A 23,729-nucleotide genomic window follows, 5' to 3' on the forward strand; every position below is an offset into this window, starting at 1 on the left:
ATGACGTTGCGAGTGGTTCCGGAGGGATTGGACGCGGCTAGTGCTGCGGTGGAAGCGCTGACGGCCCGGCTGGCGGCTGCGCACGCAAGCGCATCCCCAGTGATCTCAGCGGTGGTGCCCGCCGCGGTCGATCCGGTGTCGTTGCAGACCGCGGCCGGGTTCAGCGCCCAAGGCATTGAGCACGCTGCGGTGGCGGCCGAGGGTGTCGAAGAGTTGGGACGAGCCGGTCTCGGCGTTGGTGAGTCCGGCGTGAGCTATCTCGCCGGCGATGCGGTTGCCGCTGCTACCTACGGGATCGCAGGCGCCTGACAATGGCTGTTGCCGCCGGTCCTATCTGGATTGCGTCGCCACCCGAGGTGCATTCGGCGATGCTGAGTAGCGGTCCCGGCCCGGCTTCGCTGCTTGCAGCGGCCGGAGTCTGGAGCGCGCTCAGCGCCGAGTATGCCTTGACGGCGGCGGAACTCAGTGAGGTACTGGCGGCGGTGCAAGCGGGAGCCTGGCAGGGGCCAAGCGGTTTCCAGTACGTGGCCGCGCATCTTCCGTATGTGGCATGGCTGCTGCAGGCCAGCGCCGATGGTGCCGGCCAGGCGGCCGAGCACGAGGCCGCTGCGGTGGCCTACTCGGCCGCGTTGGCGGCAATGCCGACGCTCACCGAGCTGGGCGCAAATCACGCCCTGCACGGTGTCCTGGTCGCAACGAACTTCTTTGGGCTCAATGCGATTCCGATCGCGCTCAATGAAGCCGACTACGTCCGGATGTGGGTGCAGGCCGCTACCACCATGGGTTTGTATCAGGCGACTGCGGGTGCGGCGCTGGCCTCGGCGCCGCGCACCGGTCCGCCGCCGAAGGTGGTCAACCCCGGCGGTGGGCAGGTGGCTCACCTTGCCGCCGACGCGGCCCAGGCGCAGTCCGGTGCCGCAGCGGCAGGGGGCTCTGACCCCTGGCAGTTGCTTTGGCAGTTGCTGCAATATCTGTGGAATGCCTACACCGGGTTCAACACCTGGATGTTCGATTTGATCTGGGAATTCCTGCAGGACCCAATCGGAAACACGATCAAAATCATCATCGCGTTCCTGACCAACCCGTTGCAGGCCATCATCACCTACGGCCCACTGTTGTTCGCGTTGAGCTATCAGATTTTCTTCAACCTCGTCGGCTGGCCGACCTGGGCCCTGATCTTGAGTTCTCCTTTCCTGCTGCCGGCGGCGCTGGGTCTGGCCTTGAGCGCCATAGCGTTCACGCCCATCCAGATTGCGGCGGAGGTGCCGGCCGCGGCCGCGCCACTGGCCGCCGCGGCCGTCACTGCCAAGTCTGTGTTCCCGGCGGCCAGCCTCGCTTCGCCGGGCACCGGCTCCGCGGGGGCTCCTGCATCGGGCGCCGGCGCCGGCGCACCCGGAAGTGCGCCACCGGGCCCGGCGGCTCCGGCGCCGGCGAGTTTTCTCTATGCCGTTGGTGGCAGCGGTGATTGGGGTCCCAGCCTGGGGCCAACGGTAGGCGGTCGAAGCGGTGCCAAGGCGCCGGCGGCGACCATCCCGGCGGCCGGCGCGGCGGCGGCCAGCCGAGCCTCCGCGCGCAGCCGGCGACGTCGGCGAACCGAAATGCGGGACTACGGAGACGAATTCCTGGATATGGACGCAAATGGTGTCACCGGGCCGGCGGTGACCGACGACGCCGCACGGGCGTCCGAGCGTGGGGCCGGGCAATTCGGCTTCGCCGGCACCGTATCCACCGAGGCGGTGTTGCAGGCCGCGGGCCTGACGGGGCTCGTGGTGGACGAATTTGGAAACGGTCCCCGGATGCCGATGGTGCCGGGCAGCTGGGACAGCCCCCAGGAAGGGAGAGAAGACGGTTTACAAAGTGAGTGACCGAAACCCACGCCGAGAGGAGACAAGGAGATAGTTATGAGTCTTTTGGATGCACACATTCCACAGTTGGTGGCGTCGCAGGCAGCGTTTGGCGCGAAGGCCGGATTGATGCGCCACATCATCAGCCAGGCCGAGCAGGCTGCGCTGTCGGCGCAGGCGTTTCACCAGGGCGAGTCCGCGGCATCTTTTCAGGCCGCCCACGCGCGTTTCGTTGCGGCAGCCGCCAAGGTGAACACCTTGCTGGATATCGCGCAGACGAACATGGGCGAAGCCGCCGGCACCTATGTGGCTGCCGACGCTGCGGCCGCCTCTGCGTACACCGGTTTCTGAGTCCAGTCATAGAACGAAAGGGTTTGTGATGTCACAGATCATGTACAACTACCCGGCGATGCTGGCCCACGCCGGGGACATGTCGGGCTACGCCGGCACGATGCAGGGGCTGGGTGCCGACATCTCCGCCGAGCAGGCCGCGTTGTCCAGCGCCTGGCAGGGTGACACCGGGGTGACCTACCAGGCGTGGCAGGCACAGTGGAACCAGGCGATGGAAGACCTGGTGCGGGCCTACCAGTCGATGTCTAGAACCCACGAAGCCAACACCATGGCCATGCTGGCTCGCGACACGTCCGAAGCCGCAAAATGGGGCGGCTAATCCTTTAAATGGAGTCAATGCCCAACGCAGTTGAACTCACGGTCGAGAACGCGTGGTTTATTGCGGAGATGGTTGGCGCGGGCACCTTTCCGTGGGTGCTCGCGATCACCACGCCCTACAGCGATGAGGCCCAGCGCAGTGCCTTTTTCGCGCGGCAACGAGATGAGCTGACCCAGCTAGGTCTGTTGTCCTCGGACGGTGTGGTCAATCCGGCGGTGGCCGAGTGGATCAAAGTGGTCTGCTTTCCCGAGCGGTGGCTGGACCTGCGTTACGTGGGTCCAGGCACGGGCAACGGCGGCGAGGATCTGTTGCGTGGCATCGTGGCGCAAAATGCCGGAATCATGGGCAAGGCCGGCAAGGCCCACCCGAGCTTCAACACCGTTGTCGCGCTGCGTAATGCCCAATTGGTCACCTTCACGGCAATGGACATCGACGACCCCAGGGTGCTGGTTCCGGTGCTCGGGGTCGGACTGTCGGCCCGGCCGCCGGCCCGCTTCGAGGAATTCAGCATGCCGATGCGGGTCGGTGCCAGGGCCGATGAGAGGTTGCGCTCCGGCGAGTCGCTCGACGAGGTTCTCGACTACCTCGGCATTCCAGTTTCGGCGCGGCCGGTGGTCCAGGCCGTCTTCTCCGGGCCGCGCAGCTACGTCGAGATTGTCGCCGGCTGCAATCGCGACGGCGAGCACACCACCACCGACGTCGGCCTGAGCATCGTCGATACCACCGCGGGGCGAGTGCTGGTCAGCCCGTCGCGCGCCTTCGACGGGGAATGGGTCTCCACCTTCAGCGCCGGGACTCCCTTCGCGACAGCGGTCGCGATAGACCAACTGATCGCCAACCTGCCGGACGGCCAGTGGTTCCCCGGCCAAAGGTTGTCCCGAGATTTCTCGAGTCAACCCTCCTAGTGACCTCCTAGCAATGAGAAAGAGAGCATGATGTCCCAGCAACGGCCGCAGCGCCTTTCGAGGGCCCAATGATGTCCGGCACCGTCATGCCGATCGTCCGCGTCGCGATTCTGGCGGACAGCCGGCTGACGGAAGTTGCGCTGCCCGCGGAGCTACCGCTACGCGAAATCCTGCCTGCCGTACAGCGGTTGGTGATTCCGGTGGCCGAAGACGGTGACGCTGGATCGGCCGACCTGGGCATAGCTGGACATCTGAGCCTGGCGCCCGTCGGTGGGGCGCCGTTCAGCCTGGACGCCAGCCTGGACACCGTCGGGGTGGTCGACGGCGATCTGCTCGTGCTGCAGCCGGTACCCACCGGTCCGGCCGCGCCGGGAATCGTCGAGGACATCGCCGACGCGGCCATGATCTTCTCGACTTCGCGGTTGCGGCCCTGGGACGCCCGGCATCTGCAACGCGGCGCGCTGGCGGCGTTGATCGGTGTGGCGCTGGCGGGATCCGGCCTGGCGGTCGCCTACCGGGCGGCCACCGGTGCACTGGCCGGACTGCTCATCGTCAGTGTGATCGCGGTGGCCATGGCGTTGGCCGGTCTGCTGTTGGGCGCCCGTTCGCCACTAACCGGTATCGCATTGTCGATCGCCGCGTTGGCGCCCGTCGGCGCGGCGCTGGCGCTGGCGGTGCCCGGATCGTTTGGTGCCGCGCAGGTGCTGCTCGCGGCCGCCGGCGTGACCGCTTGGTCGCTGATCTGTCTGATGGTTCCCGGTGAGCAGCGTGAGCGCATCGTCGCGCTGTTCACCGCCGTGGCTGTGGTCGGGGCCGCGCTGTTGCTTGCGGCCGGTGCCGAACTGCTCTGGCAGCTGCCGGTGTCGAGCATTGGCTGCGGGTTGATCGTGTCGGCGCTGCTGGTCACCATCCAGGCTGCTCAGCTCTCCGCGGTGTGGGCGCGCTTCCCGTTGCCGGTGATCCCGGCGCCGGGGGACCCCACCCCGTCGGCTCCATCGCTGCGAGTGTTGGAAGACCTGCCGCGGCGGGTGCGGGTCAGTGACGCCCACCAGAGCGGTTTCATCGCCGCGGCCGTACTGCTCAGCGTGCTGGGGTCGGTGGCAATCGCGCTGCGCTCGGACACGGTGAGCGCTCTGGGCTGGTACGTGGTCGCGGCAACCGCGGCGACCGCCACGTTGCGCGCCCGGATTTGGGATTCGGCCGCCTGCAAGGCATGGCTGCTCACCCAGCCCTATCTGGTAGGCGGGACGCTGTTGGTGCTCTACGCCGCGACCGGCCACTTCATTGCTGCCTTCGGCGCATTGGTGGTGCTGGCGGTGCTGGCGGTGGCCTGGGTTGTGGTCGCACTGAATCCCGTCATCGGCTCGCCGGAAAGCTACTCGCTGCCGCTGCGGCGGCTGTTGGGCTTCCTCGCCGCGGGCTTGGACGCGTCGCTCATCCCGGTCATGGCGTATCTGGTGGGCTTGTTCACCTCGGTGCTCAATCGATGAAGCGGGCCGGTTCGGCCTGCCTCACAGCAATTCTGGCCATTTTCACCACGGGTGCGCTGTGGGCCGCGCCGCCGGTATCGGCGATCAGCCCTCCGGTGGTTGATGACTCGGTTCAGCCGCCAAGCGGCACCCTCGGGCCCGTGCAGACGATGGAGCAACGTGGCGCGTGCAGCGTCTCGGGGCTGATCCCCGGTACCGACATCAGCGTCCCGGGAGCCAGCCAAGCGATGCTGAACCTTCCTGCCGCATGGCAGTTTTCGCGTGGTGAAGGTCAGCTGGTGGCAATCCTGGACACCGGCGTGCAGCCGGGCCCACGGCTACCCAACGTCGATGCCGGTGGCGACTTCGTGGATTCGACGGACGGGCTGACCGACTGTGATGGCCGTGGCACCCTGGTCGCCGGGATCGTCGCCGGCCAGCCCGGTAACGACGGCTTCTCGGGCGTGGCACCCGCGGCACGCCTGCTGTCCATCAGAGTGACATCGGACAAGTTCTCGGCCCGCTCGAGCGGCGGGGATCCTTCGGTGGAGCGAGCGACGATCGACGTCGCGGCCCTGGGGCGGGCCATTGTGCATGCCGCCGACCGGGGCGCGCGGGTGATCAACATTTCCTCGATCACCTGTCTGCCGGCGGACCGCCAGGTCGACCAGGCCGCGCTCGGCGCCGCGATCCGCTATGCGGCCGTGGACAAGGACGTGGTGATTGTGGCCGCCGCCGGCAACAGCGGAGCTGGTGGCTCGGGCAGCGGCGGCTCGTGTGAGTCCAATCCGCTGACCGACCTGAGCCATCCGGACGATCCGCGCAACTGGGCCGGCGTCACCTCGGTGTCGATCCCGTCGCTGTGGCAGCCCTACGTGCTGTCGGTGGCATCGTTGACTGCGGGTGGACAGCCGTCGAAGTTCACCATGGCCGGGCCGTGGGTGGGCATCGCCGCTCCCGGCGAAAACATCGTCTCGGTGACCAACGCTGACGGCGGTGGTCTGGCCAACGGCCTGCCCAACCAGCGCCAGCAACTGACGCCGCTCAGCGGCACCAGCTACGCGGCGGGCTACGTCTCCGGCGTCGCCGCACTGGTCCGCAGCAAGTATCCCGAACTGACCGCGGCGCAGGTGATGCATCGCCTCACCGCCACGGCACACAACGGTGCCAGGGATCCGTCCAACGTCGTCGGAGGCGGAATTCTGGACCCAGCGGCGGCGCTGACCTGGGAGCTGCCTGCCGCCGACGGGGGTGCGCCGCAGGTGGCACCGGCAAAGCCGGTGTCAGTTCCGCCGGCACCGCAGCCGCGGAACACCACCCCACGAAACGTGGCTTTCGCCGGCGCCGCCGCCTTGACGGTGCTCGTTGCGGGTGTAGCGGCGATCGTGGCAATAGCGCGCCGACGCAAGGACGCCGAAGGAAGGACTGCGCGTGAGCTTTGATCGATCTATACTTCGGCCGGGTTCGGGGCGGATCACCCTGGCGCTGCTCGCGGTGGTGCCCGCCGTGATGGCCTATCCCTGGCATTGCCGCAGGGACTACTGGCTGATCGGCATCGCCGCCTTCGTCGTGATCGTGCTCTTCGCCTGGTGGCGCGGGCTTTACTTGACAACCATCCTGCACCGGCGAGTGGCGATGATGCGCCGTCGGCCCGCTGAGCCAGGGGCCGAAGCCGACACCAGCACGACGGTGACATTGCGCATCGGGCCGCCGGTCTCCGACATCGACGTGCTGCCGCTGCCGGTAATAGCTCGATACCTGAACTGCTACGGCATCCGCGTTGACGCGATTCGCATCACCGGCCGCACCACCGGGTCGGGTGAAACTCAGACCTGGATCGGACTGACGGTTTCGGCGGCCACCAACCTGGCGGCGCTGCAGGCTCGCGCAGCGCGCATCCCGTTGCACGAGACCGCCCGGGTTACCGCCCGCCGGCTCGCTGATCACCTGCGCGAGATCGGCTGGGAGGTCAGCTTGGTCGCGGCCGAGGACTTGCCGTCGCTGCTGGATCCCGACTCCGATCACGCTCTCCGCGAGACCTGGCGGGGCGTGCAGCACGGCGACTCGGAGTATCTGGCCTCATATCGGGTGATTGTGGACGCTGCGCTGCCCGACACACTGGCCGAGATCTGGTCGCATCCGGCGTTGGAAACCTGGATGGCCATCGAGATCGCCGCGCGCGGTCGGTCGGGAGCCGATTATTCGGTCGCCGCCGCGTGCGCATTCCGCACCGATGAGCAACCGGCCGTCGCAGCACCGTTGGCCACCTTGATCCCGCAACGGGGAAACCATGGGCCCACGCTTGCGGCCATGGAACTGTCCTCCACCCGTGCGCTCGACGGGTACGCCGACGCGCCGGAGAACCTGCTGATGCGGCTGGTGTGGTCCACCCCGGGTGCCGGGTTGCACCGCGCTGCGCCGACCGAAACCGCTAGTCGAACATGAAGTCGCCCAGGAACGCGGTCATCCGCCGCAGATAGTCCAACTGACTCACGTGTAGCACGTGACTGCCGGGAAACCAGTGCAGCGCGCAGCGATCCCAGTGTTCCCAAAGCGTTTCCGCGTGATCGGGTGGAGCCATCCGATCGCCCAGGCCGGCGATGATCATCCGGCGGTGCTTGGGTAGTTGCGGCAGGTAGTTCAGCGGGCTGTGAAACGCCAGCCCCGCATCCAGCTCGCCGCGGCTGATGCTGGACAGGCACAGTCCGAGCCGGACCAGTTTGCTGGCCGGGAACCATTGCTCGAATAGCTTTGCTGGTGTGACGACCGGACAGTTCGGGATCACGGCCTCTAGCCGGTTTTCGACCGACGACACCAGCGCGGAGGTATAGCCGCCCATCGATATGCCAGTCAGTGCTATTCGCGTGACCCCGGTGTGGTGCAGGTAGTCCACGATAGACCGGAAGTCGTACACCGCTTGGGCCATCGACTCGGCGAAACCGCTCAACCCGCTTGCGAAGAATCCGAAACCGCTAAATGGCGAGAATCTTTCGGCTCGCTTCCCATGAAAAGGCAACTTGTACAACAGCACGTCATAGCCGGATCGGTAATACTACGGCAGTGAGAAAAAGAGTCCGTTGAGCAAGTACGACGACCCCATGAAGCCATGAATGACGCACAGGGTGGGCCGTGGCCCGTCGTCGTGGCGCCAGTGTTGTGCGCGTACGACGTTGTTGGAGGTCAGTGCGCTCCAGTGCTGGCGCATGTTGGGATTGATTGCGCGAAAGCCGCTGGTGAACGAGATGTCATCGACGCTGCCACGGGCGATCCACTCCGCCAGCGGGCTGGCCGGGCGGGCCGAAATCCTGGGCAATTCGGTGGGCGCCGGAAAGGACTTGCGCGGGTCGTGTTCGGCCGCGAGCTCGGCATAGAAATTCAGGTTTGCCCGCTCACCACCGGAATCGAGGCGGCGCAGTGCGTGAGCGACCACGGCGGGTGCCACGGTGGTGGACAGCAGTGAGGACGCGTAGGTGCGCAGCGCGATATAGCCGACTGCCGATGACTCGACAACGAGGCGTTGCCGAAGCGACAGCGCCTACAGTGGGGGCAGGCCTTCGGCACCGGCTTCCCCGCCGGGCACATCGGGAATCGGGACCGGCGGATCAATGGGATCGGCCTCAGAAGTCCCGGACGTCTCCGAAATCTCCGACATCCCGTCGATGCTATCGCGTCGATATCCCAGAGTGTGGGTTGTTCCGACAGTATCGTCAATTTCTGCGTGGGTTTGGGTGCGTGTTAGGGGCGTTTTCGGTAAGTAGGTTTGTCCTATGGCACCCAGCTGGCGACGGTGTTGATCAGGAGGACCGATATGTGGGATCCCGACGTCTACCTAGCCTTTGCGGATCATCGCGGCCGCCCGTTCTATGACCTGGTCTCGCGGATAGGTGCCAAACGGGCGCGCCGAGTGGTCGACCTCGGCTGCGGACCGGGCAACTTGACCCGATACCTGGCGCGACGCTGGCCCGAGGCGATCATCGAAGCGTGGGACAGTTCGCCGCAGATGGTCGCGGCCGCCCGGGAACGTGGAATCGATGCCACTACAGGCGACTTGCGGACGTGGAAGCCGAAGCCCGACACCGATGTGGTGATCAGCAGCGCCGCGTTGCACTGGGTGCCCGAACACGCCGACCTGATGGTCCAGTGGGCAACGGAGCTGCCGCACGGATCGTGGATCGCGGTTCAGGTTCCGGGGAACTTCGAAACACCGTCGCACGCCGTGGTGCGTGCGCTGTCCCGCCGCGAACCCTATGCAAAACTGATGCGCGACGTACCATTTCGGGTTGGCGCTGTGGTCGGCTCACCGGCAAACTACGCAGGTTTGTTGATGGACGCCGGATGTAAGGTCGATGCCTGGGAGACGACTTATCTACACCAGCTCACCGGCAAGAATCCGGTGCTGGAATGGATTACCGGCACCGCGCTGGTTCCGGTGCGGGAACGGCTCGACGACGTGAGCTGGGAACAGTTCCGCCAAGAACTGATTCCGCTGTTGGATGACGCCTATCCGCCGCGGTCCGATGGCACGACCATGTTCCCCTTCCGGCGGCTGTTCATCGTGGCCGAGGTGGGTGGCGCCCGCCGCTCCGCTGACGTTTCCTAGTTATTGTCTCGTGCGACTTAGCTTTCGATGTCACGGTCCGCTGCGGCTGACGAGTCCTCGCGTGGCGTCGGCTGATGGCTCTTCAGGTAGGTTTCGGTATAGCGCGCCGCGATGTGGGAACCGGCGAAATCCGAAGGGATCACGTCCCCGGTGCTCTGGCGCCAATTGTTGAGGAGCGCCGCCAGTTCGGCCGCGACGGTATCCGCGGACGCGGCGCCCTCGCCGGCCAGCAGGTTGGTGGTCTCGGTGGGGTCGCTGCGCAGGTCATACAATTCTTGCGCCGGTCGCGGTGATGAAACCAGGGGTGCGACCGCCAGCCCGGACGGGCTTTCCTCGATGTCCTTGGGCAAATCCAGCATTGGCCGCGAGACGTAGTTCTCGATGTAGCTGTATTCCTTGGTGCGGATAGCCCGAATGGGATCGAACGAGTCGTGGTAGGTCTTCATGGTGTAGACATGCTCACGAACCGGCCGGCCACCGGCATCGGCTTTAGGCGAGATCAGCGCGTGCGCGTGGGAGAGGCCTTCGACATCGGCGGGGATGTCGATTCCCAACAGGCTCAGCAAGGTTGGTAGCAGGTCGACCCCGCTGAACAATTCGTCATAGACCCGAGGTGGCACCGCCAGGCGCTTGGGCGGACGGACGATCATTGCAATGCCGGTACCGGCGTCATACAGCGTCGACTTGGCGCGGGGAAAGGCCGGGCCGTGATCGGTGAGGAATACCACCCAGGTGCTGGCGTCCAGCCCGGTCTGCTCGAGCGTGTCCAGGATGCGGCCGACGGCCGCGTCCGCGGTGGTGATGGCACCATAGAAATCCGCAAGATCCTGACGCACTCTCGGGGTGTCGGGCAGGTAGTCGGGCAGGTCGACGGTCGAGCTGTCCGCGGGCTCGTAGCGTTCGTGCGGGTAGGGGCGGTGAGTTTCGAAGAACCCGGCGGTGAGCAGAAACGGCTGCCCGGCAAGGGCTGCGACGCCCTCATGCAGCCAGTTCTGCACTTTGTCCACCACATAGTCGCAGTAAGAATTCGAGACGTCCAGCTCATCAAAGCCCAGTCGACTCGGCTGCGAAGTCTCGTGTTGCATCCCGAAAAGCGCTGAATGCCAGCCATGTTCACCGAGCAACTGGGGCAGGGTCCGAACACCGGAGCGGTACTCCCAGCCGTGATGGGCCAGACCTACCAGGCCATTGCTCTGCGGGTAGCGGCCGGTGAACAGCGAGCCGCGCGACGGCGAGCACAGCGGGGCGGTGGCGTGGGCGCGGGTGAACAGGATTGCCTCGCCGGCGAGCCGGTCCAACCGCGGGCTGTCGACATCGCAGTGGCCGTAGGCGCCCAGGTAGCGCCCCAGATCGTGCCAGTGCACGATCAGCACATTTTGCCCGCCGTCGTTGCTGCCGCTGCCCGCACCCGTCATCTTGGCCTCACCCCTTCAGCCCGCTCGCGGCGGCGACGATACCGGGTGCAGCGGATGCGCCGAAGGTCACGGCTGTTCCCACCGGTTCTCCGAAACGAACTCCGGCAGTGGCCGCGCAACGGCCCATCCGTCCAGCTCCAACGCCGGCTGCTGCGGAAACTCGGGCACCGGGCCCAGGCACAAGACTGCCACCGGTTCGGCCCCGTCGGGCATCTGCAACAGACCCGCCAACCGATGCGGGTCGAACAGCGACACCCAACCCATGCCCAGGCCTTCGGCGCGGGCGGCCAGCCACAGATTCTGGATCGCGCAGGACACCGAGGCGAGATCCATCTGCGGCAGCGTTCGCCGTCCGAAGATGTGCCCGTCGCGCCCGTCGCGCAGGGCCACCACCATCAGCTCCGCGCACTCGAGAATGCTTTCGACTTTCAGTGCGAGAAATTCCTCGGCCCGCTCGCCCAGCGCCCCGGCGGTCAGCGCCCGTTCCTCGTCGACCAGGGCGTGGATGCGTCTGCGCAGCCCCGTGTCGGTGATCCGGATGAACCGCCAGGGCTGCATCAGGCCCACGTTGGGTGCGGCGTGCGCGGCGTGTAATAGGCGTGTCAGCACGTCCTCGGGCACCACGGCGCCCGGGACGAAGCGGCGCATGTCCCGCCGCTCGGTGATCACGCGATACACCGCTTGCCGTTCTTGGGCGGTGAATGCGTAGTCAGCCACACAGCCATCGTAGAAATGTGAAGACTAGGAAGAAGTACGAACACTAAGACGAGCATTGCGAAGGCAGACAAACGAAAGGGTGGCCCGTGAAGGTTCCCGATGTTTTCGACGACCTGCCCGCCGACCCGGCGGTCAGACGTGTCTATGGCGAGCCACACGTCACCCCCGACGGTGCGACGGTGATTCCGGTGGCCAAGATCCAGGAAGGCCGCGGCCGGCTCCGCCGCGGCCCGGACGCCGACTCCGGGCAGCCCTACGGGCTGGCTGCGGTACCGATCGGCGTGTTCGTCATCCACGGCGGCGACGCGAAATGGGTGCCTGCCGTCGATGCGAACCGCATCGCGCTGGTCGGAGTGCTCACCGGCCTGTTCGCGGCGGTGATCGGCAGCCTCGCGGTGCTGCGGCGTCCGCCGTGGCCCGACATCACCATCAGGGACTGTAGGTAACCCCGACCGCGCGGAAGACGTACTCCGGCGGCACGTCGAAGGCGAGTGAACGCAGCGGCAGCCGGGCCAGCACGTCCCCGGGGATGTCCGCTTTGAAGTGCAGCGAGAGGTCGCCGTGAAACCGCGGGTCGACCTTGGCGACATCGATATCGACCTGCACCCCCGTCGACGAGATCTCGGCCGTCGCGGCGCCGCTGTGGGGTGCGTCCCAGCGCACGTCGATGGCCCGGCCGGCTAGCTTGGGCAGCGAGGAGAGGGTGCCCAGTACCCGCTCCTGGGTGAACGCCAAGGCGCCCGGATAGCTCGCGACGCTGTGTGAGGCCCGCACGCCCGGGATGGTTCCGGTAAATCGCCTGGTGACCGGAACATACTCCTCGAGGTAGATGAGCCCTTCGGCCTCGACCTGAGCCCGAAAATCCTCGCTGAGCTTGCCGATGCCGAACAGCCGCCGAATGATCACCGCCATGCCGCCAGTATGGGCCCGTTTTCGCGGCGCTGCATCGATGCTGGTATCCGTTGAGCATGACCCGCCCACGAATGACTTTGCCTCTTCTGCTCGCCCTGGCCGCCATCGTTGTCTACGCACTGATGTGGATCGGCTATCGCCAGGACTGGGGCTGGCTGCACGCCATGGACTGGTCGTTGTTGAACGCGTCCCATGACATTGGGGTCAAGCACCCGGCATGGGTCAACTTCTGGTTCGCCGTCTCGTTTGTGCTGGGCCCGATCACCACGCGGATCGTCGGCTTGGTGGCGATCACGATCGCGCTGGTGCAGCGCAAGATGCGGATGGCGCTGCTGTTACTGGCCTGTGTGCCGTTGAACTGGATCGTGACCATGATCGCCAAGGGACTGGCGGACCGGCCGCGACCGGTGACCAAGCTCGTCGCTGCGCATTCCGCCTCGTTCCCGTCGGGGCACGCCCTGGAGCTCACGGCCAGTGTCCTGGCGATGCTGACCTTCCTGCTTCCCATGATCCGGGTGCACCGGATGCGCATCCTGGCAGTGGTCGTGGGTGCGCTGAGCGTGTTGTTGGTCGGGATATCCCGAGTCGCGTTGAACGTGCACCACCCCTCCGACGTGATCGCCGGTTGGGCGCTGGGCTACGTGTATTTCTTGTTCTGGCTGTGGGTGCTTCGGCCGGTCCCGGTAGCTGAGCAGGAGCCGGCCGAGCTGGTCAGCGCGGGTTAACGCCTTACCGCGCTGCGGGTTTCGCCGGGTGATCTCGGAGCAGTGACCCAACCGGAACGAAACCTATACTTGACCTTCAGGTTTGGCAACCTTGACGATGAAACGGTGCGTCGACTGGTAGCTGTTCTGTTCGCTGGAGTGTGCACCGTCGGTGTGGCGGTAGGGCTCGCGCCGGTGACCGCGGCGGCGGGTAATCCGTGGTTTGCCAACTCGGTCGGCAACGCCACCCAGGTGGTTTCGGTGGTCTCAACCGGCGGCTCGAACGCAAAGATGGATATCTATCAGCGCACCACCGCCGGCTGGCAGCCGCTCAAGGCCGGGATCACCACCCATGTCGGTTCGGCGGGGATGGCGCCGAAGGCCAAGAGCGGTTATCCGGCAACCCCGATGGGCGTCTACAGCCTCGACTCCGCGTTCGGCACCGCCCCGAATCCCGGTGGGGGACTGCCCTATACCCAAGTCGGGCCCAATCACTGGTGGAGCGGCGACGACAACAGCCCCACCTTCAACTCCATGCAGGTGTGTAAGAAGTCCGACTGTCCGTTCAGCACGGCCGCGAGCGAAAACCTGCAGATTCCGCAGTACAAGCACTCGGTGGTCATGGGCGTCAACAAGAACAAGGTTCCCGGGGGCGGCTCGGCGTTCTTCTTTCACACCACCGACGGCGGCCCCACCGCCGGGTGCGTGGCGATCGACGATGCCACGCTGGTGCAGATCATCCGCTGGCTGCGTCCCGGCGCGGTGATCGCAATCGCCAAGTGACCCTCAGGTCAATCGGCAAGAGCGCGACCGGGTTTCACCTGAAAGCCGATATTGGCCAACGACATCGTCGCCTCGTAGGTGCGGTCGTAGCCGGTGGCGCTGATCCGCCAGCCGGCCGCGGTGCGCCGATACTGGTCGCGGTAGAACGCCGCACCGATGAGCATGAAATTGGCTTCGGCGACGATCACCCGGTCCTGCAAATACCAGCGGCCGGTCGCCGTATCGCCGGTGACGGTGATTTCCGGATGGGTAACCCGATGATCGGTGATGATGGTGGGGCCCAGTGCTGAGCGCATGTAGTCCACCAAGTCGGTGCGGTTGGTGAAGTGCAGCTCGGTGCCGACCGACGACCCGTAGTCGCCGACGACATCTTCGGTCAGGGTGTCGGCGAATTCGTCCCAATGCTTGGGGTCCAGCGCGCGCAGGTAGCGGTATTTGACCTGTTGGATCGCGGCAATGTCGGCGGTGACATCGGGCGAGACATCGTTTCGGCTCATCACGCCATTGCAGCACAACTGCTGCCCACCGCGCCCCGCGTCTTTGGACTCGGCCCGCGGTGGCTTACCTTGGGAGTATGAGCCAATCCCGGTACGCGGGGTTGTCCCGCAGCGAGCTGGCAATCCTGGTACCTGAGCTGCTGCTGATCGGCCAGTTGATCGACCGTTCGGGGATGGCTTGGTGCATTCAGGCGTTCGGCCGCGAGGAGATGCTGCAGATCGCCATCGAAGAATGGGCGGGTGCCAGCCCGATCTACACCAAGCGCATGCAGCGGGCGCTCAACTTCGAGGGCACCGACGTGCCCACCATCTTCAAAGGCCTCCAGTTCAAAGGCCTCCAGCTGGACATCGGCGCTCCGCCGCAGTTCATGGACTTCCGCTATGCGCTCCATGATCGCTGGCACGGTGAATTCCACCTGGACCATTGCGGCGCCCTGCTCGACGTCGAACCAATGGGCGATGAGTACGTCTTCGGGATGTGTCACACCATCGAGGACCCGACGTTCGATGCGACCGCGATCGCAACCAACCCACTCGCCCAGGTGCGTCCGATTCACCGCCCGCCCCGTAGCCCAGCGGACCGGCATCCGCACTGTGCCTGGACGGTCATCATCGACGAGGCCTATCCCGAGGTCAAGCGAATTCCGGCGCTGGACGTGGTCCGTGAAACCAAGGCCGCCGCTTGGAAATTAGCTGCGATCGATCCCTCCGAGGAGGGGCTGGCGGACTACTCGGGTGCGCTCCTGTCCGATCTGGACTTCACCGCCTTCTCGCACTCCGCGCTGGTGCGGATGGCGGAGGAAGTGTGTCTGCAGATGCACCTGCTCAATCTGTCGTTCGGCATCGCGGTGCGCGAACGGGCCGGGGCGGACGCCGAACTGGCCGTATCCGTGGGCACCCGCCAGTTGACCGGCGTGGCCGGTTTGGCCGCCGAACGTATTCAACGGGCGCTGGGACTACCCGGCGGCGCCGAAGGGGTGCTGCGGGTGTTCGAACTGCATCCACTGTTCAATCCCACTGGTTACGTTGTGGCCGAGACGGTTGCGGACCGACTGCTGGTTCATCGCTCGCCGGCCCACGACGACGGGGCATGGATTTCGCTGTGCACGCCGGAATCCGTGCGGCCGCTGCAGGCGATCGCCACCGCCGTCGATCCCCACCTCGAGGTTCGGGTGGCCGGGACGAACACCGACTGGACTGCTGAGCTGGTGCGAACCGAAAAACCGGCCGACGAGCTGCCGGAGATGTTGGTAGCCAAGGTAAGTCATGGTGCACAGTTTCAGTTCCAGCCCAGGCGTTCGCTGCCCCTCACCGTGGTCTGATTTGGCGCCGCCTGTCAAGGTGGCGTTTATACCTTTTTGATGACGACACGGCCTCGAGCGCATACCAATCAGATTGGCAAGGAACTATATACGGCCCGTTCACGACTATGGTTAACGCTGGCCACCGACCCTTTCGACGAAAGTATTCTCATATGTACGACCCGCTGGGGTTGTCGATCGGGACCATGAACTTGGTTGCGGCGTCAAACGGTAAGCCTGCCGTTATTCGCCGTGCCGTGCTCACACTGTACCCGCACTGCGCCCCCAAAATTGGTGTGCTCGGCGAGAACCCGAGTCTGGACCAGCCCGGCGCCTTCATGAGCGGCTTTGTCGAGCGCATCGGTGACTCGGTCGCATTGGTGTCTCCGGACGGATCGGCTCATGATCCGGATCTTCTGATGGTCGAGGCGCTGGACGCGATGGTTGTTGCTGCCGGGGCCGATTCGAGTTCCTCCGAAATTGTGATTGCTGTTCCGGCGCACTGGAAAACGACAGCGGTACAGGCGCTGCGTAACGGCTTGCGGACACACGTCGGCTTTGTCCGCAGTGGCATGGCGCCTCGGCTGGTCCCGGATGCGGTGGCGGCGATGGCGGCGGCGAACTCGGAACTGGGTATTCCGGCCGATGGGGTCGTGGGCCTGCTGGATTTCGGTGCCTCGGCCTCCTACGTCACGCTGATGGAGGCCAAGACGGATTTCGAGCCCGTCTGCGCCACAATGCGTTACGAGGACTTCTCGGGCAATCAGATCGACCAGGCGTTGATGCTGCACGTCATCGAGGAACTTGGCCCCAACGGCGTCGACCAGGCCGGGACCGCCGCGGCCAGTCAACTCGGCCTACTCAGAGAGCAGTGTCGTGCGGCCAAAGAGCGGTTGTCCATCGACGCGGTAACGGAATTGGCCGTCGATCTCGCTGGATCCGCTGCGACCATTCAAGTCACGCGAGATCAGCTAGAAGACCTGATCCAGGATCAGCTCACCGGTTTCGTCTACGCGTTCGATGACCTGCTCGCCCGTAACAACGCCAGCTGGGCCGATCTCTCGGCGGTGGTCACCGTTGGCGGCGGCGCTAGTATTCCGCTCGTCACACAACGTCTTTCCGTCCATACCAGGCTACCCGTGCTGGCCGTGCCGGAACCTGCGTGCGCGGCGGCAAACGGTGCGCTGGTGCTGGCCGCCCGCGGCAAGGAACTCGACTTCCGGACCCGAACGTCGATCGTTTTGTCGGCGGCTTCGGCGGCTTCGGCGGCTACCGCCGCAACGACCGTGATCGAGCCGCCGGCCGGCGACGTCATGGTGATCGACCAGGACGCCCTGACCGATCGCGAATTGGCCTGGTCACAGACCGACTTTCCCAGTGAAGGGCTGGTGCGATTCGAGGGCGATTCCTACAGCGAAGAGGGCCCCTGCTGGTCGATGCGGTTGAACATGATCGAACCGCTCAAAGAACCGGCGTGGCGGCGATTTCGGGTGTCCCAGGTGCTGATCGGACTCTCGGCCGTGGTGGCGATGACCGCGATCGGTGGCGTGGCATTCACGTTGACGGCCATCGAGCGCCGCCAGAGTCCGGTGGTGCCCAGTGTGGGGCCGCTGCCGGCGCCATCTCGATCCATTGCCGCGAGCTCCGCGCCGCCCAAGGCGCTGGAGCCAAGCTTTGTCCCACCGCCCGCCAGCGCCGCACGGGCGCCCAGCGCCGCGCCCGCTCCCACCAGCGTCGCGCCGCCGCCGCCACCGCCGCGTCCGGTCGCAACGGCGACAACCACGGTGGCGCCCCCGGTGACGACCACCAAGACGACGGTGCCGCCCACCACCACCGCGGCGACCACCCCGACGACCACGCCGCCGCCGACCACGACGGCGCCCCCAACCACGACCGCGCCGCCGAGCACCACTTCGACGGTCAAGATGACCACGGAGTGGTTGCATGTCCCGCTGTTGCCGATCCCGATACCCATCCGGGTGCCGGCCAGTCAGGCGCCGCCGAGTCCCGTCTCGCAGAACCCCGGCCCGCAGAACCCCTTCATGAGCCCCGGCACCCCCTGAGCTAGCACCGCAGCGCCGGCCGATTTGAGCTTGATCAGAATCGGTCCGCGTCCTGGCCCGGACGAGTAGTGTTTGAGCTGGCAAAACTGCATACGCGCCAGCTGATCCGGATGTAACTCGTCGCACCCGCATTGCGGCGCGAAGACTGTCGACGGCGGCCCGCGCGGTGCGCTCGTCCGCCCCAGACTCCATGGCTGGCTATCACCCGGCTTGGAGGGGCTATGGACATCGTGCTTGGGGTGTCGATGGAGCCCGGTGCGGTTCGCTTGGTGCTGGTCGAAGGCATTGATGCGGACGGGGTGACGGTCGAGGAAGACACGTTCGAGCTCGACACGGCCGACCGCTCGCAAGGCGCGCCCGCTGCGGCGGTGGCCGCCTTGATCGGCACCCGCGAGGGTGCGATCGAAGGCGGCTACCGGCTGATGTCGGCGGGCGTGACCTGGACAGACCCCACCGACGTCGCGGCGCTGCGTGCCGAACTCGCCGGACATGATGCCGGCAGCGTCATGCTGGTCTCGCCCCTGCTGGCCGCCGCCGCGCTGGCCCAGACGGTTGGCTGCGTGCTCGACTACGAATACATCGCGATGCTGTTCGTCGAGGCCGACAGCGCGACGCTGGCCGTGGTTGACATCGGCGACGGCTCGATCGTCGACCTGCACCGCAGGTCGTTGGGCGCCGAATCCACGGCGGCCGATCTGACTTCGCTGGTGGGCGGGCTGGCGACCGCGCAGTCGGTGGCCGAGGGCGTGTTCGTCGTCGGCTGTGGGGTCGACATCGTCGCGCTCAAGCCCGTGCTGGAGGCAGCGACGTCGCTGGTGGTGAGCGTTCCCGAGGAGCCGGACATGGCGCTGGCCCGGGGAGCGGCGCTGGCGTCTGCCAATGCGCCGCTGTTCGCCTCGTCCACCTCGGCGCTGGCCTACGCGCTGGATCCGGGCACCGGCGAGGTGAATCCTCGTGCGCTCGCCCCCAGCTACCTCGACGTCTGCGCCAACGCGGACCGCGGCGCCGGCGCGCTGGCCTACAGTGCCCTCGCCGATGACGGCGAAGACGCCGTCGAGGGCCGGCGCCGGCCGCTGGTGCTGGCCGGTAGCGCGATGCTGGGGATTGCCGCCTTTGCCGCTGGGCTGATGGTGGTGACGCTCACCTCGGACGTCCGTCCCGCTGCGGCCACCCAGCCAAGCCCGCGAGAAGGGGTTCTGACCCCAGCGTCGCCGGCGGCTCCGCCGAAGACGGCGGCTCCGGTGCCGGCCAAGGCGCCCGCGCAGGTGCCCGCCCCTGGTCCGGCGCCGGCAGCGTCCCCGGTTCCGGTGGCCGCCCCGGTTCCGGTGGCCGCCCCGCCGTCGGTGGTACAGCCACCCCCGGTGGTGCGGGCGCCGCGCCCAACGGTGGTCAAGCCACCGCCGCAATACATTGCGCCGGCGACGCAGCCCCGGCGGACTCCGGCCCCGCAGGCTCCGGCACTGACCCCGGTGCAGGCCCCGGCCCCGGAAGTGCCGCCGCCGGTCGCGGTGCCCGAACCCGCCCCGGCCCCACCGGTGCCTACCCAAGCCCCGATGACGATGTACCTGCACCTGCCGTTCGTGTCGATTCCCATTCCGATCAACCCGCCCCCACCCCCAGCACCGCCGCCGGAGCCGGCGCCGGTCGAGCCGCCACCGCCCGAACCGGGGCCGTAGGCACGTGGCGCATCGGCTTGGGTGCGCGCAGACTGGGCATCAAGGGCATGAACCGCGAGGAGATGGTGTGGGCGACAACGGTGGTTTCGGATTTGATCCCGACGACTTCGATCGGGTGATCAGGGAGGGAAGTGAGGGGCTGCGCGACGCGTTCGAGCGAATCGGCAGGTTCGTCTCCGGCCCGGGTGACCGGCCCGCGTGGTCGATGATCTTCGAAGATCTCGGGCATCGCCGGCGCCCCGCGCCGGAAACCGCGGGCGAAGCCGGCGACGGCGTGTGGGCCATCTACACGGTGGATGCCGATAGCGGTGCCCGCGTCGAACAGGTCTATGCGACCGAACTGGACGCGTTGCGGGCGAACAAGGACAACACCGATTCCAGGCGCAAGGTCCGCTTCTTGCCGTACGGCATCGCGGTCAGCGTCCTGGACGACTCGTCCGGCGAGCCCGAGTAGTCGGTCCGGCGCCGGTGCCGGCCCGCGAGATGTTGGTGCCGTGCTGGTCAGCCTTGTTCGATGACGTTCCCGCTGCCGGACTTGCTGATCTTGGGTGAGCCCGACTGGTAGGTCACCTTGTTGTTGAGGCCCGAGGCCGTGATGCGGTCGGCGGTCTCGACGGTGACCGTGTTCTGCAGCCCAGACACCGAAACGCTGGCGCAGTGGCCGGTGATGGTGACCGTGTTGGACATTCCGCTGACATTGACGATGTTGTCATTGCAGGTAATCGTCTGGCTCTGGTTGACATCCACAACGCTGATCGTGCTGCCCGCGGGCGGCCCGGCCGACGTCGATGGCTCGGCGGTCGGGGTTTGGGTCTTGTTCCCCGGGGACATCGGCCCCGGTGGGGTAGAGATCACCGTGGTGCCGGGCGACAAAGTTGTGAACGGTTCGGAAACCCGGTTTACCGCGAACAGGGCGACCGCTGCCACCGCCCCCAGGACGCCGACGACAAAAACGGCGGCAATTATCCAGAACGCCCGGTTGCCCGAGGACGAACGCGGCGTGGCCCCGGGGAAGGCCGGCTGATAGCCATAAGTCGGTGGTGGCGGTGGCACCGAGCCCGGCGGCGGCTGGTAACCGGGATAACCCTGGTAACCCTGATAACCCTGGTAGTTCTGGTAGGCAGACTCGCCGGCCGGCTGTGAGCTGCCCAGTTCGGATGCGCGCGCCGCATCGGCCAGCGGTTGCTCGAGCTGGCGGATCCGAGCTTCGGGGTCATCCTCTGGATTCATGCACAGATGCTCCCACACCGGATTCGTGCCGAATAGGGCCTCTTCCTTGGGTAGTTTCGGTATGTGTCGGACTTGCTGAACAGTCAGATCGTGTTGCGTCGTCGCCCTAGCGGCCTGGTCCAACCCGGAGACACGATGCTGGTCACCATGCCGGCACCCGAACCGGCCGACGGTGAGGCGCTCCTGCGTACCACCTACGTCGGTATCGATGCCGCCGCACGGACCTGGCTCGATGACCAGCCCGGCTACCTGCCGCCGGTGCGTTTGGGCGAGGTGATCCGGGACGCCGGGATCGGCGAAGTGGTCGAATCACGTTGCGACGCTTACGCCGTCGGTGATGTGGTGACCACGCTGACGGGGTTTCAGGAGTACGTGATCATCCGCGACGACGTGTTCAGCACGCCGATTCCGGGCGAGGATGACCAGTTGGCGATCATGTCGGTGTACGGCCCCACCGGCGCCACCGCCTACTTCGGCATGACCGACATCGGCCGGCCGCAGCCGGGGGAGACCGTGGTGGTCTCCGCCGCGGCCGGCGCCACCGGGTCGATCGCCGGGCAGATCGCCAAGATCGCCGGCGCCCGAGTGGTGGGCATTGCCGGTGGGCGGGAGAAATGCCGGGCGGTGGTCGAGAACTTCGGTTTCGACGCGTGCATCGACTACAAGAACGACGACTTGGACGCGGCGCTCAAAGCGCGCTGCCCCCCGGCGCGTCGATGTCTATTTCGACAACGTCGGCGGCCCGATCCTCGACTCGGTGCTGGGCCGGCTCGTTCCCAAGGCCCGAGTTGTGCTGTGCGGGGTTATCTCTAGCTATCTGACCGGTGAACATCCGGGGCCGGCCAACTACGTCAACCTGCTGTCCAAGACCGCGCTGATGCAGGGGTTCAACGCGCTCGATCAATGGGGCCGTTTCGACGAAGCCTTCGCCAACCTGCGCAAATGGGAGGCCGAGGGGCGTCTCAAGCATCGGCAGACCGTCTACGAAGGTATTGACTCCTGCGTAGATGCGCTTAACGGATTGTTCACCGGGGCAAATATCGGCAAGACGCTGGTCAAGCTCGGCGAACCCTCAAGTGGCTAGGGCGCTTTGGGGTTGGTGGACTTCGCGATGTACCGAGATGCGTTGTGCTGATTCGCTTTTCGCGGACCGATCGCGGAACCGAGCCGTCCCGCCGCGACCGGCATTCGTTGGCGGGCCGCGGAATTGTTCCCCGGTTAGCGCTGTGAACTGCGGTTATCCCAGGATTGCTCGCTCGGAGTCAACGTAGCGGGGCGTTAGCTGCTATCGTCCCATGCTCATGCAGGAGATTGATCGCCGTCGCATGATCATGATGGCAGGATTTGGCGCGCTTGCGGCCGCTATCCCGGCCCCGACTGCCGGCGCCGCACCGGAACCCGCCCCCGCCGCCCCCGCGGCGGGCGCCGGCCCCATATTTCTGTGGCACGACGAGTTTGATGGCCCGGCCGGCTCTGCCCCCGATCCGTCCAAGTGGCAGGTGTCCAACCACCGGACGCCAATCCGCAACCCAGTGGGCTTTGACCGGCCCGAATTTTGGGGGCAGTACCGCGACAACCGTCAAAACGTCTTCCTCGACGGCAACTCCAACCTGGTCCTGCGCGCCACCAGGAGCGGCAACGACTACTTCGGGGGCCTGGTGCATGGCCTCTGGCGCGGCGGCATCGTGACCACCTGGGAAGCCCGCATCAAGTTCAACTGCCTGGCGCCCGGTATGTGGCCGGCCTGGTGGCTGTCCAACGACGATCCCGGCCGCAGCGGCGAAATCGACCTGATCGAGTGGTACGGCAATGGCTCCTGGCCGTCGGGGACCACCGTGCACGCCAACCCCGACGGAACGGCATTCGAGACCTTCCCGATCGGTGTGGACGACAACTGGCACAACTGGCGGGTCACCTGGAACGTGACCGGCATGTACTTCTGGCTCGACTATGCCGACGGCATGCAGCCCTACTTCAGCGTTCCGGCCACCGGCATCGAGGACTTGAACGAGCCCATCCGTGAATGGCCGTTCAACGACCCCGACTACACCGTGTTCCCGGTGTTGAACCTTGCGGTCGGTGGTTCCGGTGGCGGTGACCCCGCGGCGGGTACGTATCCCCAGGAAATGCTCGTCGACTGGGTGCGCGTCTTCTAAGGGCTTCGCACGCTCTACCGCGTGACCGCGGTACCCGAATTTCCTGGCGGTTCTTGCGCTGTAGGCATCCGGTGCGCAACGGTGGCACCGGGAGACAGCATGGAATTTCTGGTCAGCATGACCATCGAGGTTCCCCGGGGCACACCGGCGGCTGAGATCGATTGGGCCCGTGTGAGCGAGAATGCCGGCTGGCGTGAGCTGGGTGCCCAGGGCCGCTTGCTGCGGTTGTGGCGTCCGCCGTGCGGACCGGGCCAATGGTGCACCCTGGGTCTGTTCGCCGCGCGCGACGAGCCGTCACAGCGCAAGCTGCTGGTGACGGTGCCGCTGCAGGATTGGCGCAGCGACGAGGTCGCCGTGCTCGGCGCCCACCCCAACGACCCGCTCGGTGCTGGGGTAACCCCTCGGCCCGGTAAGGGGCCGGAGTTCTTGATCACGACCACGCTCACCGTCCCGTCCGGCACGTCGGCGCGGGTTGTCGACGACGCCACCGAGCGCGAGGCCCGCCGTTGTCACGAGCTGGCCGAGGCCGGTCACCTGGTGCGGTTCTGGGCGCTACCGGCCGGCCCGGACGGCCCGCGGATGCTGGGGTTATGGCGTGCGCACGACCCCGGCGAGCTGATGGCCGTGGTGGAGTCGCTCCCGCTTTCGGGGTGGATGACCATCGAAACCACCCCGCTGCGACCGCACCCCAGCGACCCGATCCGGCTGTCTTGGGCGCGCCGCGCGGGGGGCGGGCGCGAACCGAACCGCCAGTGCTGAAGCCCGCGCCCGGGCGCTGGTTAGGGTG

Annotated in this window: 23 protein-coding genes and 2 pseudogenes; 19 read left to right on the forward strand and 6 right to left on the reverse strand. The window is 66.4% G+C overall.

What is annotated here, in order from left to right; all coding sequences use genetic code 11:
* From G6N41_RS08730 to eccE, 8 genes are all read left to right on the forward strand, one after another.
* Entirely contained in the window at positions 1–309 is a 309-nt protein-coding gene (locus G6N41_RS08730; RefSeq protein ID WP_198967136.1) for a PE family protein, read from the forward strand.
* A 2-nt stretch (positions 310–311) separates the two neighbouring features.
* Positions 312–1,865 (forward strand): PPE family protein, encoded by a 1,554-nt coding sequence (locus G6N41_RS08735; protein ID WP_198967137.1) that lies wholly within the window; start codon positions 312–314, stop codon positions 1,863–1,865.
* A 36-nt stretch (positions 1,866–1,901) separates the two neighbouring features.
* Positions 1,902–2,195 (forward strand): type VII secretion system protein EsxG, encoded by a 294-nt coding sequence (gene esxG, locus G6N41_RS08740; protein ID WP_198967138.1) that lies wholly within the window; start codon positions 1,902–1,904, stop codon positions 2,193–2,195.
* 28 nt (positions 2,196–2,223) lie between these two features.
* Entirely contained in the window at positions 2,224–2,514 is a 291-nt protein-coding gene (locus G6N41_RS08745; protein ID WP_198967139.1) for a WXG100 family type VII secretion target, read from the forward strand.
* Between the two features lie 8 nt (positions 2,515–2,522).
* Positions 2,523–3,419 carry an ESX secretion-associated protein EspG gene (locus G6N41_RS08750; RefSeq protein WP_198967140.1) on the forward strand — a complete coding sequence of 299 codons (897 nt, stop codon included), beginning with the start codon at positions 2,523–2,525 and terminating at the stop codon, positions 3,417–3,419.
* Between the two features lie 71 nt (positions 3,420–3,490).
* On the forward strand, positions 3,491–4,909 hold the full coding sequence (eccD, locus tag G6N41_RS08755; protein WP_198967141.1) for a type VII secretion integral membrane protein EccD: 1,419 nt from the start codon (positions 3,491–3,493) through the stop codon (positions 4,907–4,909).
* Positions 4,906–6,330 carry a type VII secretion system ESX-3 serine protease mycosin MycP3 gene (gene mycP3 / locus G6N41_RS08760; RefSeq protein ID WP_198967142.1) on the forward strand — a complete coding sequence of 475 codons (1,425 nt, stop codon included), beginning with the start codon at positions 4,906–4,908 and terminating at the stop codon, positions 6,328–6,330. The genes eccD and mycP3 overlap by 4 nt, the downstream gene beginning before the upstream one ends.
* A complete protein-coding gene (eccE, locus tag G6N41_RS08765; protein ID WP_198967143.1) occupies positions 6,320–7,333 on the forward strand; it encodes a type VII secretion protein EccE in 1,014 nt (337 codons plus the stop codon). The genes mycP3 and eccE overlap by 11 nt, the downstream gene beginning before the upstream one ends.
* On the opposite strand, the pseudogene G6N41_RS08770 reads toward eccE, so the two are convergent.
* Positions 7,320–8,540 (reverse strand): annotated as a pseudogene (locus G6N41_RS08770) (alpha/beta hydrolase family protein). The gene eccE and the pseudogene G6N41_RS08770 sit on opposite strands and share 14 nt — an antisense overlap.
* A gap of 156 nt (positions 8,541–8,696) precedes the next feature.
* On the opposite strand from G6N41_RS08770, the gene G6N41_RS08775 reads away from it, so the two are divergent.
* Complete coding sequence (locus tag G6N41_RS08775; protein WP_198967787.1) at positions 8,697–9,488, forward strand: trans-aconitate 2-methyltransferase; 792 nt, start codon at positions 8,697–8,699, stop codon at positions 9,486–9,488.
* Positions 9,489–9,505: 17 nt separating this feature from the next.
* Here the strand turns inward: G6N41_RS08775 and G6N41_RS08780 are convergent, their stop codons facing one another.
* Both G6N41_RS08780 and bluB read right to left on the reverse strand, forming a co-directional pair.
* A complete protein-coding gene (locus G6N41_RS08780; RefSeq protein WP_198967144.1) occupies positions 9,506–10,903 on the reverse strand; it encodes a sulfatase family protein in 1,398 nt (465 codons plus the stop codon).
* 66 nt (positions 10,904–10,969) lie between these two features.
* Positions 10,970–11,620 (reverse strand): 5,6-dimethylbenzimidazole synthase, encoded by a 651-nt coding sequence (gene bluB / locus G6N41_RS08785; RefSeq protein WP_198967145.1) that lies wholly within the window; start codon positions 11,618–11,620, stop codon positions 10,970–10,972.
* 86 nt (positions 11,621–11,706) lie between these two features.
* Between bluB and G6N41_RS08790 the strand changes: the two genes are divergently transcribed.
* Positions 11,707–12,066: a hypothetical protein gene (locus tag G6N41_RS08790; protein WP_015354289.1), complete on the forward strand. Its 360-nt coding sequence runs from the start codon at positions 11,707–11,709 to the stop codon at positions 12,064–12,066.
* Here G6N41_RS08790 and G6N41_RS08795 read toward each other — a convergent pair.
* Entirely contained in the window at positions 12,050–12,532 is a 483-nt protein-coding gene (locus G6N41_RS08795; protein WP_198967146.1) for a hypothetical protein, read from the reverse strand. The genes G6N41_RS08790 and G6N41_RS08795 overlap by 17 nt on opposite strands.
* 56 nt (positions 12,533–12,588) lie before the next feature.
* Between G6N41_RS08795 and G6N41_RS08800 the strand changes: the two genes are divergently transcribed.
* The gene (locus G6N41_RS08800) at positions 12,589–13,257 is read left to right on the forward strand and encodes a phosphatase PAP2 family protein (protein ID WP_020731572.1); all 669 of its coding nucleotides are present in this window, start codon (positions 12,589–12,591) and stop codon (positions 13,255–13,257) included.
* Between the two features lie 105 nt (positions 13,258–13,362).
* On the forward strand, positions 13,363–14,019 hold the full coding sequence (locus G6N41_RS08805) for a L,D-transpeptidase family protein (protein WP_036457184.1): 657 nt from the start codon (positions 13,363–13,365) through the stop codon (positions 14,017–14,019).
* 8 nt (positions 14,020–14,027) lie between these two features.
* Here the strand turns inward: G6N41_RS08805 and G6N41_RS08810 are convergent, their stop codons facing one another.
* Entirely contained in the window at positions 14,028–14,534 is a 507-nt protein-coding gene (locus tag G6N41_RS08810) for a nuclear transport factor 2 family protein (protein WP_198967147.1), read from the reverse strand.
* A 59-nt stretch (positions 14,535–14,593) separates the two neighbouring features.
* On the opposite strand from G6N41_RS08810, the gene G6N41_RS08815 reads away from it, so the two are divergent.
* The 4 genes from G6N41_RS08815 to G6N41_RS08830 all read left to right on the forward strand — a co-directional run bounded on the left by G6N41_RS08815 (position 14,594) and on the right by G6N41_RS08830 (position 20,010).
* Positions 14,594–15,838: a hypothetical protein gene (locus tag G6N41_RS08815; protein ID WP_198967148.1), complete on the forward strand. Its 1,245-nt coding sequence runs from the start codon at positions 14,594–14,596 to the stop codon at positions 15,836–15,838.
* A 152-nt stretch (positions 15,839–15,990) separates the two neighbouring features.
* A complete protein-coding gene (locus tag G6N41_RS08820) occupies positions 15,991–17,880 on the forward strand; it encodes an Hsp70 family protein (protein WP_198967149.1) in 1,890 nt (629 codons plus the stop codon).
* Between the two features lie 221 nt (positions 17,881–18,101).
* A complete protein-coding gene (locus tag G6N41_RS08825) occupies positions 18,102–19,556 on the forward strand; it encodes a DUF7159 family protein (RefSeq protein WP_198967150.1) in 1,455 nt (484 codons plus the stop codon).
* Between the two features lie 67 nt (positions 19,557–19,623).
* Entirely contained in the window at positions 19,624–20,010 is a 387-nt protein-coding gene (locus G6N41_RS08830; protein ID WP_198967151.1) for a hypothetical protein, read from the forward strand.
* Positions 20,011–20,057: 47 nt separating this feature from the next.
* Here the strand turns inward: G6N41_RS08830 and G6N41_RS08835 are convergent, their stop codons facing one another.
* Positions 20,058–20,786 carry a DUF3060 domain-containing protein gene (locus tag G6N41_RS08835; protein ID WP_198967152.1) on the reverse strand — a complete coding sequence of 243 codons (729 nt, stop codon included), beginning with the start codon at positions 20,784–20,786 and terminating at the stop codon, positions 20,058–20,060.
* Between the two features lie 63 nt (positions 20,787–20,849).
* Between G6N41_RS08835 and G6N41_RS08840 the strand changes: the two are divergent.
* The 3 genes and pseudogenes from G6N41_RS08840 to G6N41_RS08850 all read left to right on the forward strand — a co-directional run bounded on the left by G6N41_RS08840 (position 20,850) and on the right by G6N41_RS08850 (position 23,701).
* A pseudogene (locus G6N41_RS08840) lies at positions 20,850–21,870 on the forward strand (NADP-dependent oxidoreductase).
* Positions 21,871–22,081: 211 nt separating this feature from the next.
* A complete protein-coding gene (locus G6N41_RS08845) occupies positions 22,082–22,942 on the forward strand; it encodes a glycoside hydrolase family 16 protein (protein ID WP_198967153.1) in 861 nt (286 codons plus the stop codon).
* Positions 22,943–23,041: 99 nt separating this feature from the next.
* Positions 23,042–23,701 carry a muconolactone Delta-isomerase family protein gene (locus tag G6N41_RS08850; RefSeq protein ID WP_198967788.1) on the forward strand — a complete coding sequence of 220 codons (660 nt, stop codon included), beginning with the start codon at positions 23,042–23,044 and terminating at the stop codon, positions 23,699–23,701.
* Positions 23,702–23,729: the final 28 nt, after the last annotated feature.

Origin of the sequence: Mycobacterium shottsii (assembly GCF_010728525.1) — a bacterium.
GTDB classification, from domain to species: Bacteria; Actinomycetota; Actinomycetes; order Mycobacteriales; family Mycobacteriaceae; genus Mycobacterium; species Mycobacterium marinum.